This is a genomic window from Streptomyces sp. NPDC048171 (genome assembly GCF_043202655.1).
In the GTDB taxonomy this organism is placed as follows: domain Bacteria; phylum Actinomycetota; class Actinomycetes; order Streptomycetales; family Streptomycetaceae; genus Streptomyces.
In genome coordinates this window covers 421,455-437,382 of the sequence record NZ_JBIDAU010000005.1, presented here as the reverse complement: position 1 = coordinate 437,382, position 15,928 = coordinate 421,455, and the positions used below count along the sequence as shown (strand labels likewise).

Annotated in this window: 14 protein-coding genes; all 14 read right to left on the bottom strand. The window is 73.0% G+C overall.

From position 1 onward, the window contains the following. Nucleotides 1-8: 8 nt before the first annotated feature. Complete coding sequence (locus ACGF3J_RS16600) at nt 9-998, bottom strand: alpha/beta hydrolase (protein ID WP_161328297.1); 990 nt, start codon at nt 996-998, stop codon at nt 9-11. Between the two features lie 203 nt (nt 999-1,201). Continuing rightward, entirely contained in the window at nt 1,202-2,101 is a 900-nt protein-coding gene (locus tag ACGF3J_RS16595) for an alpha/beta hydrolase (protein WP_161328296.1), read from the bottom strand. A gap of 202 nt (nt 2,102-2,303) precedes the next feature. Next, a complete protein-coding gene (kynU, locus tag ACGF3J_RS16590; protein WP_161328295.1) occupies nt 2,304-3,536 on the bottom strand; it encodes a kynureninase in 1,233 nt (410 codons plus the stop codon). Next, nucleotides 3,529-4,344 (bottom strand): tryptophan 2,3-dioxygenase family protein, encoded by an 816-nt coding sequence (locus ACGF3J_RS16585; protein WP_161328294.1) that lies wholly within the window; start codon nt 4,342-4,344, stop codon nt 3,529-3,531. Before ACGF3J_RS16585 ends, kynU begins: the two co-directional genes overlap by 8 nt. 145 nt (nt 4,345-4,489) lie before the next feature. Next, entirely contained in the window at nt 4,490-4,903 is a 414-nt protein-coding gene (locus ACGF3J_RS16580) for a DUF3151 domain-containing protein (protein ID WP_122616749.1), read from the bottom strand. 477 nt (nt 4,904-5,380) lie between these two features. After that, nucleotides 5,381-6,835, bottom strand: a complete 1,455-nt coding sequence (locus ACGF3J_RS16575) for an MFS transporter (RefSeq protein WP_161329873.1) — start codon at nt 6,833-6,835, stop codon at nt 5,381-5,383. 105 nt (nt 6,836-6,940) lie between these two features. Continuing rightward, nucleotides 6,941-7,972 (bottom strand): class II fructose-bisphosphate aldolase, encoded by a 1,032-nt coding sequence (gene fbaA / locus ACGF3J_RS16570; protein ID WP_122616746.1) that lies wholly within the window; start codon nt 7,970-7,972, stop codon nt 6,941-6,943. A 133-nt stretch (nt 7,973-8,105) separates the two neighbouring features. Beyond that, a complete protein-coding gene (gene pyrE / locus ACGF3J_RS16565; RefSeq protein ID WP_161329872.1) occupies nt 8,106-8,657 on the bottom strand; it encodes an orotate phosphoribosyltransferase in 552 nt (183 codons plus the stop codon). A 10-nt stretch (nt 8,658-8,667) separates the two neighbouring features. After that, the gene (locus ACGF3J_RS16560; protein ID WP_161329871.1) at nt 8,668-9,456 is read right to left on the bottom strand and encodes an aldose 1-epimerase; all 789 of its coding nucleotides are present in this window, start codon (nt 9,454-9,456) and stop codon (nt 8,668-8,670) included. A gap of 70 nt (nt 9,457-9,526) precedes the next feature. Further along, complete coding sequence (locus tag ACGF3J_RS16555) at nt 9,527-10,369, bottom strand: SRPBCC domain-containing protein (protein ID WP_393854223.1); 843 nt, start codon at nt 10,367-10,369, stop codon at nt 9,527-9,529. Nucleotides 10,370-10,453: 84 nt separating this feature from the next. Further along, complete coding sequence (locus ACGF3J_RS16550) at nt 10,454-12,109, bottom strand: polyamine aminopropyltransferase (RefSeq protein WP_161330465.1); 1,656 nt, start codon at nt 12,107-12,109, stop codon at nt 10,454-10,456. 134 nt (nt 12,110-12,243) lie between these two features. Beyond that, complete coding sequence (locus tag ACGF3J_RS16545) at nt 12,244-12,780, bottom strand: DUF2617 family protein (RefSeq protein WP_386933875.1); 537 nt, start codon at nt 12,778-12,780, stop codon at nt 12,244-12,246. Between the two features lie 1,390 nt (nt 12,781-14,170). Next, nucleotides 14,171-14,581 carry a carboxymuconolactone decarboxylase family protein gene (locus ACGF3J_RS16540; RefSeq protein ID WP_003975062.1) on the bottom strand — a complete coding sequence of 137 codons (411 nt, stop codon included), beginning with the start codon at nt 14,579-14,581 and terminating at the stop codon, nt 14,171-14,173. Between the two features lie 284 nt (nt 14,582-14,865). Next, nucleotides 14,866-15,054 (bottom strand): hypothetical protein, encoded by a 189-nt coding sequence (locus ACGF3J_RS16535; protein WP_161326344.1) that lies wholly within the window; start codon nt 15,052-15,054, stop codon nt 14,866-14,868. Between the last annotated feature and the right edge of the window lie 874 nt (nt 15,055-15,928).

The window sequence follows — 15,928 nt, the reverse complement described above, 5'->3', positions numbered from 1 at the left end:
GGGTCACGTCAGTCATGGGTCACCTCCGTGGTCTCGCCCAGGGCGATCCGGGCCAGGTTCGTCAGGGAGAGGGAGCCGGGGTCGAAGTAGTCGCTGTGGCCGCCTCCGCCGGCGTCGAAGACCCGGGCGCCGAACTGCGGGGAGACCGGGTCGGTGCCGAAGCCGACGGTGGTGCCGAACAGCCCGGTGCTGAGGTGCGGAACGTGCTCCACCCAGTCGTCGTCGCCCCGCGCCGCCCAGATCCGGGCGCCGCTGCGCAGGCCCGCGGCCGTGTCGGCGCCGGTGCCCGGGCTGCCGAGCAGGGCGATGTCGGAGACGTCGAGGCCGTCGGCGGCGCGGGCGCAGACGACCGAGCCGTAGGAGTGGCAGAGGAGGGTGAGGCGGGTGTCCGGCCCGGTGATCCGGCGCAGGTCGGCGACGAGGGCGCGGAGCTTCGGGGCGGCCCGCTCGGCGCGGCCGGTGGTGGCGACGGCGGTGCTGATCGTGCCCGGCGTCTCGTACCCCAGCCAGGCGATGACCGCGGTGCGGGTCCCGGCGGGGGCCTGCGCGGTGAGCTGCCGGTGCAGCGCGACGGCGGCGGCGCGGAACCGGCCGTAGGTGTCGAGGCCGGTGTCGGAGCCCGGGACCAGAACGGCGACGCGGTCCGCCCGCGCCAGGTCGCCGAGTACCTCGGTGGCCAGTCCGGCGCCCCGGCCGTCGAAGGCGAGGAGGCGTCGGGACGGGTCGGACATCGCACGGTCGGCCGCGGCACGGTGATGGTCGCCGTGGTCGGCGGCCATCCGGGACGCCTCTGCGGCGTTGGCCCGGTGGGCCGCGTAGGTCTCGGCCAGCGTGGCGGCCGTCGGCGCCGGCGGCTCGGCGGGGCGCGGGGCCGGGATCCGGGGCTGTGCGGCACCGGAGAGCGGGAGGACCACGGCACCGGTGATGAGGGCTGCGCACACGGCACGGCGCCACCTGCCCGCATGCCGCCGCCAACGTACCGCCGTACCGGGCCACATGGCCGCTCCCCTCCGGCACGCCCGCTCATCGGGCCCGCCTGCAGGGGAAGTTATGAATCTGGCCGGGTAACCCGCGTCCCGCCAGGGAACTCACCTGGCGGGTAGCTCTCAGGTACTACGGGTACGACGCCGACGCCTGACACGAGGGGGTCGCCCGGTCCTCCCGGGGGCTCACGTGGGGGTCGCCCGGTCCTCCCCGGGGCTCACCACGCCAACTGCGCGATCTCCTCCGCCACCACCGCGCACGCGTCCGCCGCCGGGTCGATCAGCGGGAAGTGGCCGACGTCCTCCAGCAGGGTCACACCCACCACCTCCCCGGCCTTCGCCGCCGCGTCGGCGTACGCCTCGGCGACCGCCTGCGGCACGTCCACGTCGGCCCGCCCCTGGACCAGGGTCGTCGCGATGCCCGTGGGCAGCAGCAGGGCGGGGTCGGCGTAGGGCCGGCGTTCGGCGAACAGGTCGCTCCCGCCCAGGAACTGACGCGCCGCTCCCCCGCACACCTCGAGTTTGTCGGCGACCTCGAAGTCCGCGATCGGCGCGAGCGCGACCACGCCCCGCAGCGGCGCCGGGCGGTCGGTGCGCCAAGGGGCGTCGGCCGGCAGCAGGTGCCGGGCCGCCGCCCACAGGGCGAGATGCCCGCCGGCGGAGTGGCCGGTGAGCACCGTACGGCGCGCGTCGGCCCGCGGGAGGTGCCGTCGTACCAACTCGGGCAGCGCGTCCAGCGCGGCGGCCACGTCGTCGAGGGTCTCGGGCCACCGCCCCGCCACGGGCCCGCCCGTGCCGGCGTCACCGCCCTCCGCACCGCGCCGGTACTCCACACTCGCCACGGCGAAGCCCCGCTGTGCCAGGAACCCGGCGAACGGGCTGACATGGCGACGGTCGTACGGCGCCCGCCACGAGCCTCCGTGCAGGACCACCACGACGGGAGCGGCGCCGTCCGGCCCCACGGCGGCACGCGGGGCGTAGAAGTCGATCACCTGGTCGGGGTGGTCGCCGTACCCGGCCGTGCTGTCGGGGTCCACCGCCGGATGCGCGAAGGCCGATTTCTCCTCCGCGGCGTTCCTCGCGGCAGCGGTGCCCGGTTCTGCGGCGGCGTCCGGCATGCTCAACCTCTCTGCGAAGGAACGGTGTTGGCGGACCGGATGAGTGGAAATCGGCCGTTGGCGGGACGTTATCAGGCCGATGACGTGCGCGGACATGGGGATGTGACGCTGGGTGAGGACCAAACGATTCGCCCGGCCCCCACCCTTCACCCACGGGTGACGGCACCACTCCCGCGCGTCACCCCGGCGGGGCTCCCACGCATCACCCCAGCGTCCGCGCCAGCACCCGGGCCGCCCGCTCCACGTCCGCGAAGCCGACGTACAGCGGTGTGAAACCGAAGCGCAGGACGTCCGGGGCGCGGAAGTCGCCGACCACGCCGCCCTCGATCAGCCGCTTCATGACCTCGCCCGCGTCGTCACAGCGCAGGGCGACCTGGCTGCCGCGCTCCGCGTGTGCGGCCGGGGTCACGGACTCCACCCGGCCGACGGGGACGTACGCCCCGACGCAGCGCAGGAAGAAGTCCGTCAGCGCCAGCGACTTCGCCCGCACCGCCGCCACCGAGACACCGTCCTCGTCCCACACGTCCAGCGCCGCGTCCAGGGCGAGCAGGGAGAGGATGTCCGGCGTGCCGACCCTGCCGCGCACCGCTCCCGACGCCGGGGCGTACGCGGAGCGCATGCCGAACGGCTCGGCGTGCGAGTTCCAGCCCGGCAGCGGGGAGTCGAAGCGGGGCTGGAGATCGCGGCGCACGTACAGGTAGGCGGGCGAACCGGGGCCGCCGTTGAGGTACTTGTAGGTGCAGCCGACCGCAAGGTCGACGCCGTGTTCGTCGAGCCCGACCGGCAGCGCGCCCGCGCTGTGGCACAGGTCCCAGACGGCGTACGCCCCGCAGGCGTGCACCGCGCGGGTGAGCGCGGGCAGGTCATGCAGGCGGCCGGTGCGGTAGTCGACGTGGTTGAGGAGCACGGCGGCGGTGCGGTCGCCCCGGGCGGCCAGCGCCGAGGGCACCTCGGCCGGAGTGACGGGGCGCAGCGCGCAGCCCGTCATCCGGGCCGCCGACTCGGCGATGTACCCGTCCGTGGGGAAGGTGGTGGCGTCGACGAGGATCTCGTCCCGGCCCGCGCCGCCCCCGTCGCCGCCGTCGCCGCCGTCCTCCTGCGCCATGCGCACGGCGGCGACGAGCGCCTTGAAGACGTTCACGCTCGTGGAGTCGCCCACGACGACCTGCCCGGCAGCCGCGCCGACCAGCGGTGCGATCCGGTCGCCGATCCGCTCGGGCGCGGTCCACCAGCCGCTCTCCTCCCAGGAGCGGATGCGCAGTTCGCCCCACTGGCGGCGGACGACGTCGTCCACGCGCGCGGGCACGTGCGCGGGGAGGGCGCCGAGCGAGTTGCCGTCCAGGTACGTCACGTCGTCGAGGACGAACCGGTCGCGCAGCGCGGCCAGCGGGTCGGCGATGTCGAGTCGCTCGGCCTCGCTCCTCAGCTCAGACATAGGACCGCGCCGTCCACAGCTCGGGGAACACGTTGCCGCGGGCCCGCTTCTCCAGCCAGGCCACCCCGGCGGAGCCGCCCGTGCCGGTCTTCGAGCCCATCGCGCGGCGGGTGGCGACCAGGTGGTCGTTGCGCCAGCGCCAGACCAGTTCGGCGACGTCGGTGAGCGCCTCGCCGAGGCGGGCCAGCTCGCCGTTCTGGTCGCCCTTGTAGACGGCCGTCCAGGCGGCCTCCACCTCGGGTGCCGCCTCGTACTTCCGGGTGACGTCCCGCCGGAGCACGGCGTCCGGTATGTCGTACCCGCGCCGGTCGAGGAGCCGTACCACCTCGTCGTACAGGCTCGGCTCGTGCAGCGCCTTCTCCAGTTCCGCGTGGACGCGCGGGGCTCCGCGGTGCGGGACGAGCATGGAGGCGGACTTGTCGCCGAGCAGGAACTCCATGCGGCGGTACATCGCCGACTGGAAGCCGGAGCCCTCGCCGAGGGCGGCCCGGTAGGAGTTGAACTGGGCCGGGGTGAGCTGCGCCAGGGGCGTCCAGGAGGCGTTCAGCGCCTCCAGCTCCCGCACCGAACGCTTGAGCGCGTCGGTCGCCACCGGGATCCGGTCCTCGCGCAGGGCGCGGGCGGCGGTCTCCCATTCGTGGACGATGACGGTGAACCACAGCTCCATGACCTGGGTCGTGACCAGGAAGACCATCTCTCCGGGATCGTCGGAGAGGGTGTGCTGGAGATGGGTGAGCACGTCCGCCTGGACATAGTCCTCGTACGGCGTGCTGCCCTCGAAGTCGAGATTCGGGGCTTCGTGGGACATCGCTGTCTCCTGATGTGCACGGGTAGCGGTCCGCCCTGCCGTTACCGGCACGGGGCCCCGGTCCCCAACGGCATCCTCCGCAATCGTCGCAGGAAACCGCAAGGCCCGCCCGCGCACGGCGGACGGGCCGGGGGTGTTCCTCGCGCTAGCCGAGCACCTCGGCCGCGGCGGGCGAGGAGTCCTTCAGGAACTGGGCGCAGCGCTCGTACTCCTCCTTCTCGCCGATCGCCTGGGCGGCGCGGGCGAGGGCGTGCAGGGCGCGCAGGAAGCCGCGGTTCGGCTCGTGCTCCCAGGGCACCGGGCCGTGCCCCTTCCAGCCGCTGCGGCGCAGGGCGTCCAGGCCGCGGTGGTAGCCCGTACGGGCGTACGCGTACGACTCCACGACGCTGCCCCGTTCGAACGCCTCGTCGGCCAGGCGGGCCCAGGCGAGCGAGGACGTCGGGTACTTCGCGGCGACGTCGGCGGGGGAGGTGCCGCCCGCCAGCAGCTCGCGCGGCCCGGGGTCGTCGGGGAGGTGGGTCGGGGGCGGTCCCCCGAGGAGGTTCTCGTGAATGGACATGGGACAAGTCTGCGGCATGGGTGTGAAGGGGTGCGTCGTCGGCCGGGGGTGCGTTGCCCGCCGGGGGTGCTTTGCCGGCCAGGGTGCGTTGTCAGCCGCGGGTGCGCTGGGGCTGGGCGCGCAGTTCCCCGCGCCCCTAAGGGCGTGACCCGGGCGTCGGGCCAGGGGTGCACCCTGCGTCCAGGTGCGTCGTCGACCGCGGGTCCGCTGGGGCCGGGCGCGCAGTTCCCCGCGCCCCTCAGGGGCCTGACCCGGGCGTCGGGCCAGGGTTGCACCCTGCGTCCAGGTGCGTCGTCGGCCGCGGGTCCGCTGGGGCCGGGCGCGCAGTTCCCCGCGCCCCTCAGGGGCCTGACCCGGGCGTCGGGCCAGGGCTGCGCCCTGCGTCCAGGTGCGTCGTCGGCCGCGGGTGCGCTGGGGTCGGGCGCGCAGTTCCCCGCGCCCCTCAGGGGCGTCGACACCGGGCACAGCGGTGTACGGCTACGTGCTGCGCTCGCCCTCCAGGGGTGGGGTCAGGATCGAGCCGTGGGTGTGGCATTCGGGGCGGCGGCAGTCCGGGGCCGGGCGGCGGACCGTCGTGAAGGCGATCGCGGAACCCGCCACCAGGACGGCCGCGCAGATCAGCATCGCCGGGCCGAACGCGTCGTCGAAGGCCCGTGCGGACCGGTAGGCCTCCTCGCCCATGCCGATGAGCAGCGGCAGCGCGGCCACCGCGACGAGCCCCGCCGCGCGGGCCGCCGCGTTGTTGATGCCACTGGCCAGTCCGGCACGCGCGGTGTCCACGGCGGCCAGCACGCTCGCCGTCAGCGGCGCGACCAGGGTGACCATGCCGAGGCCGAGCACCACCAGGGCGGGCAGCACGTCGGTGAGGTACGAGGCGCCCGGCCCGACCCGGAGCATCAGCAGCATCCCGGCCGCGCTCAGCAGCGGTCCGACGGTGAGCTGGAGCCGGGGGCCGAGCCGCTCGGACAGCTCGCCGGAGCGGGCGGAGAGCAGCAGCATCAGGACGGTGGTCGGCAGCAGCGCCGTACCGGCGGCCAGCGCGGACCAGCCGAGCACGACCTGGAGCTGGAGGGTGGCCATGAAGAAGAAGCCGCCGAAGGCCGCGTACACGCACAGCGTGACCACGTTGATCGCGGTGAACTGGCGGGAGGCGAAGACGTCCAGCGGCATCATCGGATCCGTGCGGCGGCCCTCGACGACCACGAAGGCCACCGCCGCGGCCACGCCCGCCACCGCGCTGAGCACCACCGCCCAGGACGCGCCGCGCGCCTCGATCAGCGCGTACGTGAGCAGCGCGAGGGCCGCCGCGCCGAGGACCGCGCCGAGCACGTCGAAGCGCGCGTGGGCGCGCTGGTCCGAGGACTCCGGTACGTGCCGCAGCGCGATCGGCGCGCACAGCAGGGCCAGCGGGATGTTGAGCAGGAAGACCCAGCGCCAGCCCGCCCCGTCCACCAGCCAGCCCCCGATGAACGGCCCCACCGCCGCGCCGACGCCCCCGAAGCCCGACCACAGGCCGACCGCGCGGCCCCGGTCGTCGGGGTGGAAGGAGGCCTGGATGAGGGCGAGGGAGCCGGGCGTGAGCAGCGCGCCGCCGATGCCCTGGAGGGCGCGGGCGGCGATCAGGACACCGGCGTTCGGCGCGATGCCGCACAGCAGGGAGGCGGCGGCGAACCACACCACGCCGATGACGAAGATCCGGCGGCGGCCGAACCGGTCGCCGAGGGTGCCGCCGAGGAGGATCAGCCCGGCCAGCGTGACCAGGTACGCGTTGACCGTCCACTGGAGGGCGGCGAGGTCGGCGTCGAGGTCGCGGCCGATGCGGGGCAGCGCGACGTTGACGACGGTGGAGTCCAGCAGCGCCATGCTGGAGCCGAGGACGGTGGTCAGCAGGATCCACTTGCCTTGCGGTGAGGCCAGCCGGACGTCGGGCATGCCCCCAGGTATACAGCGAGCCCGGCGCGTTCGGCGCCGGGCTCGCTGTACGTCTCGCGGCCGGGTGACCGCCCGAGGACCGGGCGGACGGCTGACCGCCGGGGACTACTTGATCTTCGTACCGGCGGACCGCAGGTGGCCGCAGGCCTCGACGACGCGCGCGGCCATGCCGGCCTCGGCCAGCTTGCCCCAGGTGCGCGGGTCGTAGGTCTTCTTGTTGCCGACCTCGCCGTCGACCTTCAGGACGCCGTCGTAGTTGCGGAACATGTGGTCGGCGACCGGACGCGTGAAGGCGTACTGGGTGTCCGTGTCGAGGTTCATCTTCACCACGCCGTTGTCCAGGGCGGTGGCGATCTCCTCGGCGGTGGAGCCGGAGCCGCCGTGGAAGACGAAGTCGAACGGCTTGCTGCCGGCCGGCTGCCCGTACTTCGCGGCGACGCCCTCGTTCAGCTCCTTGAGCAGGTCGGGGCGGAGCACGACGTTGCCCGGCTTGTAGACGCCGTGCACGTTGCCGAAGGAGGCGGCGAGCAGGTAGCGGCCCTTCTCGCCCAGGCCCAGGGCCTCAGCCGTGCGCAGCGCGTCGTCGACCGTCGTGTAGAGGGAGTCGTTGATCTCGTGCGAGACGCCGTCCTCCTCACCGCCGGTCGGGGTGATCTCGACCTCCAGGATGATCCTGGCGGCGCGGGCGCGCTCCAGCAGCTCGGTGCCGATGGAGAGGTTGTCGGCCAGGGTCTCCGCGGAGCCGTCCCACATGTGGGACTGGAACAGCGGCTCGCGGCCGGCCTTGACGCGCTCCTCGGAGACGGCGATCAGGGGGCGGACGTACCCGTCGAGCTTGTCCTTCGGGCAGTGGTCGGTGTGCAGCGCGATGTTCACGTCGTACTTCGCGGCCACGATGTGCGCGAACTCGGCGAGGGCCACGGCGCCCGTCACCATGTCCTTGCTGTGCTGGCCGCCCAGGAACTCGGCGCCGCCGGTGGAGATCTGGACGATCCCGTCGCTCTCCGCCTCGGCGAAACCGCGCAGGGCCGCGTGCAGCGTCTGGGAGGAGGTCACGTTGATGGCCGGGTAGGCGAACTTTCCTGCCTTCGCCCGGTCCAGCATCTCGTTGTAGACCTCGGGAGTTGCGATGGGCATCTGTCCGCTCCTTGTATGTGCGGGTGGGCTCGGCTGCTGCTTATGGCCCTGACCTAGGACTGGGGGGCGACGTCATCGTCGGCCCCATCCTTCCAGACGGACCGGGATTACCCGAGTGGACCTCCGGGCGGACTCAGTCCAGGCCCAGCTCGTCCTTGTCGTACGCGTACAGGTACGGCACTCCCGCGCCCTGCTCGATCTTCTCGGCGGCGCCCGTCGCACGGTCGACGATGGTGGCGACGGCGACCACCTCGGCACCGGCCGCGCGCACGGCCTCGACGGCGGTGAGCGGGGAGCCGCCGGTGGTGGAGGTGTCCTCGACGACCAGGACGCGGCGGCCCTTGATGTCCGGACCCTCGACCTGGCGCTGCAGCCCGTGCGCCTTGGCGGCCTTGCGGACGACGAACGCGTCCAGGCGCTTCCCGCGCGCGGCGGCGGCGTGCAGCATGCTCGCGGCGACCGGGTCGGCGCCCATGGTCAGCCCGCCGACCGCGTCGAACTCCAGGTCGTCGGTCAGCTCCAGGAGCACCTGCCCGACCAGCGGCGCGGCCTCGCCGTCCAGGGTGATGCGGCGCAGGTCGACGTAGTAGTCGGCCTCGAGCCCCGAGGAGAGGGTCACCTTGCCGTGCACCACGGCCTTGTCCTTGATCTGCTGCAGCAGCGCCGCGCGTACGTCGTCCGTCATGTACGCCAGCTTAAAGGCGGCGCCAGGACCAGGTCGTCGTGGCCTCCAGCGGCTCCAGGGGCGTGACCAGGCGCGGGAGGGTGTTCAGGCCGTCGGGCGGCCCGGTCTGCGGCTCCACGCAGACGGCGGCCTCCTGCTCGTCGTACACCACGACCCAGTGCTCGCGGCTGGTCACCTTCAGCTCCAGCCGCTCCGGCCAGGTCAGGGTGACGTCGACACCGTCGGGCATGCCGAAGCAGTCGTCCCAGGGGCCCGGCTTGGGGTCGACGCGGTTGCCGGTGGGCAGGTGGTCGTCGCCGCGCTCCTCCTGCCAGGCGGGGTCGAAGCCGATCGCGGCGTCCACGCCGTCGAGGGTGCGGTTGAACCACGGGTGCCAGCCGACCTGCGCCGGGAAGGACGAGGCGTACGTCTCCACGGACATCGTCAGCGTCAGCGCGTCCTCGGTGAGGGCGATCACCTGGGTGACGCGGCCGGTGTAGGGCCAGGGGTCGGCCAGGTCGTACGTGATGACCGCCTCGTCCGCGGTGACGCGGGCGGTGTGCCAGGCGCCGTCGCGGGCGGTGCCGTGGATGGCGTGCGGCGGGGAGTTGAGCGGCATCTGGTGGACGGCCGCGCCGTCCCGGAAGCGGCCGTCGCGGATCCGGCCGCACCAGGGGACCATCGGGAAGCAGCCGTAGCGCTCGCCCTGGCGGAGCAGTTCCGTGCCGCCGACGCGGAGTCCGCCGATCCGGCCGCCGTTGCCCGGCAGCACGGTCGCCTCCGCGTCACCCGCGGTCAGCGTGATGGGTTCGTTACTCACGCCACGACCCTACTGGGGCGATCAAGGGCGCCCCGGTACGCGGGGTGGTACGCGGGGTCCGGGAGGGCGCTCAGCGGCGCTTGCGCAGCGCGCGGCCCACGACGATCGCCCCGGCCACGACCACGGCCGCGGCGGGAGCGGCCCAGCGCAGGGGGGCGCCGGCGACGCCCGTCTGGGGTGCGGGGACGGGGGCGTACCGGCCGCGCGGCGGGGCGTGGTCCACCTCCTCGGCGCTGCGGCCGATCATCGTGCGGCGCGCGTGCGCGGCCTCGGCGGGGGGTTCGACCACGTCGGGGGCGGGGGTCTCCGGGGCGTTGGGGCCGGCGGGGGTCTGCGGGGCGGCGGCTCGGCCCTCGTCCGCGCCGTCCGTGTCATCCGCGTCGTCTGTGCCGGCTGCGTCGTCCGCCTCGTCCGCCTCGTCCGCGTCCTCCGTGTCGAGGGAGGGCGGAGGGACCTCGGTGTCGAAGACGGAGGCGGGCGGCTGCTCCTCGGCCGCCGCGGTGCCCAGGTTCTCCGCGAACCTGGTCAGCAGGCGGGCCGTCGCCGAGGTCACCGACTCCTCGGGCAGCTCCGTGACCCGCCCGTCCGCGGTGGCCGTCCCGGCGAGGACGACGGTGGCGCCGCCCTCGGCGTCCCGGACGGAGAGGGTCAGGGCGAGCGTCACCGCGCCGGTGCCGCGCGACTCCGTGGCGTCGCCCTCGACGGCATACGTGCCGTCCGGGCGCGCGGACAGGCGCACCGAACCCCGGTAGGTGATGGAGTGGCTGCCGATACGCACCTTCAGCCGGCCCGCGACGGGCTCGGCGCCGGCGTCCTGCTGGAGCCCCGGAACCGCCCGGGCGACCCGGACGGGGTCGGCCAGCACGTCCCTGAGCCGCTCGGCCGGAACCGGAACGAACACCTCATGCTCCATGTCACGGCACCCTACCCAGCGGGCGCCCGGAGCACCCCCCGTCGGCCCAAAGTCACCCGGCGTCCCCCGGACTCCTCGGCCGGTTCAGTACCGCGGATGCACCAGCGTCGAAGCCGGCAGCCCCGGCACCCGGGTACGGGACGCGGCGCGGGCGTCCCGGGCGAGCGACCGGGGTGTGAGGGTGCGCGGGCGGGGGTCCCGGGCGGTGTCCAGGCGCAGTGCGGGGGGTGTGCGGGCGGCCAGGAGGAAGCCCCATTCGCGGGGGGCGCCGGGGGCGGCGGCCGTGCGGTCGGGGCCGGGCGTGAAGCCGGCGTCCCGGGCGGCGACGCGGTAGGCGACGGTCGGCAGTCCGGCCGCGCGGAGTGTCGCGTCCACCGTCCAGAAGGTCCGGGGCCGGGCGGCGGCCGGACCCGCGTGCACCACCAGCCGCCCGTCGGGGGCGAGCACCCGCCGCAGCAGGCCGTAGAACTCCTGCGAGTACAGCTTGGTGCTGGCGGTGATGCCCGGGTCGGGCAGGTCCGAGATCACGACGTCGTACGTCGCGGAGGGCGTCGACCGCAGCCGCCGGAAGGCGTCCTCCGCCAGGACGTGGACGCGCGGGTCGCCGTAGGCGTGCTCGTTGAGGGTGGACAGGCCGGGGTCGTGCCGGGCCAGACGGGCGAGCCCGGGGTCGAGTTCGACGACGTCGACGCGCTGGACGCCGGGGCGCCGCAGTACCTCCCGCGCGGCGAGGCCGTCGCCGCCGCCGAGGATCAGCACGCGCGCGTGCGGGCCGCTCAGCGCCGGGTGCACCAGGGCCTCGTGGTAGCGCCGTTCGTCGCTGCCGCTGACCCGTAGCCGCCCGTCCAGGAACAGGCCGAGGGACCGGCCGTCGGTGCCCCCGGTGAGGACGACCTCCTGCACACCGGTCTGGACGGCCACCCGGACGTCCTGGCCGTACACGGCCTGCCGGGCCGCCCGTTCGAAGTCGGCGGCGAGGACGGTGGCCGTGGCGAGGAGGGCGAGTACGAGGAGGTTGGCGGTCAGCAGCAGCCAGCGGGCCCGGCGCGTCAGGTCGCGCCGGAACAGACCGAGGACCAGGGCGGCGCCGACGACCGCGTTCACGGTGCCGGTGAGCAGCGCGCCGGTGAGCTGGCCGAGGAAGGGGAGCAGGACGAAGGGGAAGGCGAGGCCGCCGACGAGCGCGCCGACGTAGTCCGCGGCGAACAGGTCGGCGACGGCGCCGCCCGCGTCCTGCCTGCGCACGCGCTGGATCAGCTCCATCAGCAGCGGTACCTCGGCGCCGATCAGCACACCGATGACGAGCGAGAAGGCGACCAGCAGGAAGCGCGGCCCGTCGGCCCACAGGCCGCCCCAGCCGCCGGTCCAGGCGAAGACGGCGTACAGGATCATCGCGCTGGAGCCGCCGACGAGGGCGAGGACCGCCTCGACCGCGCCGAAGCCGGCGGCGGCCAGCCGGCGCAGCCGTTTGGCCGCGAGCGAGCCGAGGCCCATGGCGAAGACCATGACGGACAGGACGACGGACGCCTGGGTGACCGAGTCGCCGATCAGGTACGAGGCGAGGGCGACCAGTTCGAGTTCGTACACCAGCCCGCAGGCCGCGCAGACGAACACGCCCGCCAGGACCAGGAACCGCGCGAGGGCGGGCCGGACGGGCAGCCGCGCGGGCCCCTGCGGACCGCAGGGGCGGCCCCAGGACGGCGGAGAGCCGGGCGGGGCGGGCGCGTGCGGATCGATCACGGAGTGACGTTACGTCACTCCCCCACTGCGCTTCGTCACCCACACGTGTGAAACTGGCGTCGCGTTCGGCCCCACAGGTTTACCCGGCCCGGACCCCGCGTCGGGCCGCTCCCCGCCCGGCCGCACTCACCGGCTCACACCGAGGCGCGGCTGAGCTGCGACGTCGGCACCCGGACGCCCACGCGGGTCCGGGTCGCCACCACCTGCCCGTCCTGCGGGTAGGCGTGCCAGGTACGCCAGTGCACCTGCCCCTCGTGCCGCTGGGCCAGCAGCGCGGTGAAGGCGTGCGGGCTGCCCGGGAAGACGCCGGCCAGACCGTGCGGATGGTCGGAGACGAGGGCCAGCAGCTCCTGGGCGCGGCCGGCGAAGGAGCCCGGTGTCAGCACCTCCACCCGGGCGGCGAACTCGTACTCCCAGTCGCCCACCCGTTTGGCGACGCCGAGCGGCAGCGGGGTGCTGCTGCCGGGGATGCACGCCACCGTCTCCGAGCAGCTGCCCCGCTCCTCCTCGAGGAGCACCTGGTGGGAGGCGCCGAGGAGTCTCAACTGCAGTTTCGCGTCCGTGAGTTCGACATCGAGGCTGGCGAGCGCGGGCAGCGGCTCGCGCCCCAGGGCCCAGGCCAGGTCTGCGGCGCGCGTGTCGGTGTAGGCGGTGTTCAGGGTCGTGAGCATGGATCGGCTCCGCAAGCACACAAGGAGAGGAAGATGTGGGGCCCGCGCATCCCGGCCTCTGCCGGGGCTGCGGTCCGCGCAGCCCGGTCGGCCGGTCAGGAGGGGGGTCAACAGGTCGTCCGAGGAGCTGCGTTGGTGAGGGAGAGCGAATCATGAACTATGGCGTCGCCACAGCGTTTTTACCCAACTTCGTGGGGTTTCCATCCCTCAGGGGGCTCCACTGCTCAACTGTTCAACCAGGGCGCACACCCCGAGCGAACGGAGTGCGCCGGTGTGCGGGAGCGCCCGCCGGGCGTACTGCCCGACGGGCGCTCTTGGCGGGGCCGGGGCCCGGTCCCAGGTGTGGGCCCCGTGGCGGGGATGCGGTTCCCCCTGGCTGGAGCTCAGCTGCCCCGTGTCAGCTGCCTCCACCGCATCCGCCGCCGCCCCCTCCTCCCCCGCAGGACGACCCGCCTCCGCAGGACGAGCCGCCACTGCAGGAGTGGCTTCCGTGGTGACCGCCCGAGGACGAGCCACTGCTGTCACCGGCCCACCAGCTGCCGCCGCTGTCGCCCGTCCACCGCGAACGGTTCGGCCGGACGGTGCGGCCGGCCCGCCGGCCGACCACGATTCCCCTGATCACCAGGGCTGCGACCACGATCAGGATGATGACTGTGACCATGACTTCACCCTCCTTCCATTCCCGGGCGCAGGCCCGGGAGGTCCCCCGAAGCAGTCCCCCGTCGGATGCCTCGCTCTGTCGGAATCTGTCGTGAAGCTCGTTGCGTGAACGGGAGATGCCCCTCGCCGCGACGGCCCAAAGCAGAGTTGAGGAAGTTCTGAGGGTCCCTAAACACGAACGGCCCCTGACCTGCACCGGAGTGCGAGTCAGGGGCCGTTGGCGCCTTGCTGGGCCGCCTATGGGCCGTCAGCGCCTTCCGGGCCGTACCGGAACACGGAGTCGATGGCCCGCCGGGCCCGTTCGCGGCTGTCGGGCATCAAGGGCCCGCGCGAGGCGCGGGCAGGCCCCCTTGGGCCAGCCCCTCTGCGCCTTCGGCGCCGGGGCCGGCCCATGGGGCCGCAGCGAAGCAACGGCCCGAGGGTAGAGCCCGCATGGCGTGCGAGGTCAAAGACGATGCCTCCGACGGGGGATCGGCCGGCACCGGGATGGAGGGGGCGCCGTCGCCGACCGCGGGCACGTTGGCGCGTGCGTGGGGTGCTCCCATCCCGTCCACCGTCGATCCAGGCAGAGCCGAGCAGACGCGGCCCAGGGCGTCCAGGTCGTTCGTACAGTGGCGCGCTCCACCTGGACGCCCTGAACCACGCCCGCTCCACGATGTGTGGGTCGACGGCGGACGGGATGGAAGCCGGGGAGGGTGGTGGTTCAGCGGACGCGGCTGACGTCGGCGCTTCAGTTCTCAGACGAGTCTGCTTCGGCGTGTTCGGCAAAGACCTCGCGTGCCACGGCGTAGCTGTCAAACGCGCGAGCGACACCCGCGTAGACGGCCATCTGGATGAAGGCTTCGACGATCTCCTCTTTGGTCACGCCATTGTGCAGAGCGATACGCAGCTGCCCCCGGAGCGGCTCGAGGATGCCCAGGCTCGCCGTAATGGTGACCGAGATGAGTGCGCGGGTGCGGAGGTCGAGATGCTCGCTGCGAGTCCATGCGTCATTGAAGGCGTGTTCGGTCGCGATCCGTGTGAAGTCGTAGGCGTTGTCGGGTTCCGTCGGCCTAGGATCGACATACGGCGCCAGGCTGAAACCAAGGATCTTCTCGGCATTGTTCAGAGCGCGCGTGTAGTCAGCGTCGTGTTCCGTCATGGCGCCATTCTGCGCGCTGCCGACCCAAGGGCATTGGACCGGCACGACGCTCGAACTGGTCCACTGTGTCGAGTTTGCCAAGAGCGCCCCTTTCGCTGACACCAGTACCTGACACCAACAAGGCTGGACAGCAGCAGATACCGCCGAACCTCGACGGATAGCTAGTCAAGGCGGGAGACGAGTTGGCCGACGTTCCGGGGCGCCATGATCGACCTGATAGGGATGAGGCTCCAGCTCGCCTCTGACCGGACGTCGCCCGTAGAGGCGGCATCCGGTCGGGCTGGCTAGCGCTGGGCCTGTTCCAGCGCGGCGATTTCCGGCGCCGTCGCCGTGGCCCGCTGACCTGCCTGGACCTGCTGGAGGCGTTTGATAGTGGCAGCCAGTACGTCATGGGCGTCTGTGGCATCGGCGCCCGCGTCCTCCACTTTCACGCGGGCGATGACGGTGCCGGACCTGCTGTAGCCGTAGACCATGCCACTCGATCCACTGTGCGCGAGGAAGACCGACTCTTCTCCGACCCGACCGACCTCGAGGGGGAGGTTTCATCCGTTTCCGGCCACTGCTCGTATGCCGCGTTCGCGTGAGCGACGTTGTCGAATTGGCAGACGTCTAGATCAATGCCTCGCGAGACGGTCGACCCCTGGTAGTCGTAGTCGCCGCTGCCTGCTCGCTGCCAACCAGCTGGTGCGGGAGTGTCCAGCGGAGCACAGTCGTCGGACTCACCCGGTCTACGCTTGTGCAGACTGCCGGGATAGTAGTCGGCAACCAGGTCCTCAGCATCGGGAATTGCCTGTGTGAGTTCCCCCCGGCTGAGCTGCTTGGTCAGCGGCACGTCGGTGTCGTCCTTGCGTGGCCTCGCTTTGCCGGTCTCGCTCACTGACGGCGCCCCAGCGGGGGCCGGCTGCGCCTCGTCCGCGGCACAAGCGGATAGCACGAGGCAAGCCAGAAGCATTGCAATGCGGGGAAGGTGACCTCTTGTCATGTTGTGAACCTAGGCCAAATCTAGGCCGTCGGAGCCAAATCACGTCAGGAGCCACGGGGGGCTCAATTAGGCCTGAAAGGGACTCTCTAGGGCATCGCCGGTGCCGTTGATCACGCGGGCCGGTCCCGCCCTGCTCGTGGACAGCAGTCGCACCACCCCACTCAAAGAGCGCACTGACAAGGCCAAGGCCTACTGCGCCGACTGCCACGTCCGGGAGCCTGCGCGGACTACGCCATCACCAACGACTTCACAGACGAGATCTGAGGCGGGCTCACTGTCGACGAACGCGACCAACTTGTGCGCAAGCGCGTGTGCGACGACTGAGCTTGTCTGGGGGCTCAACCGCTGGACTTGATGCGCAGCCA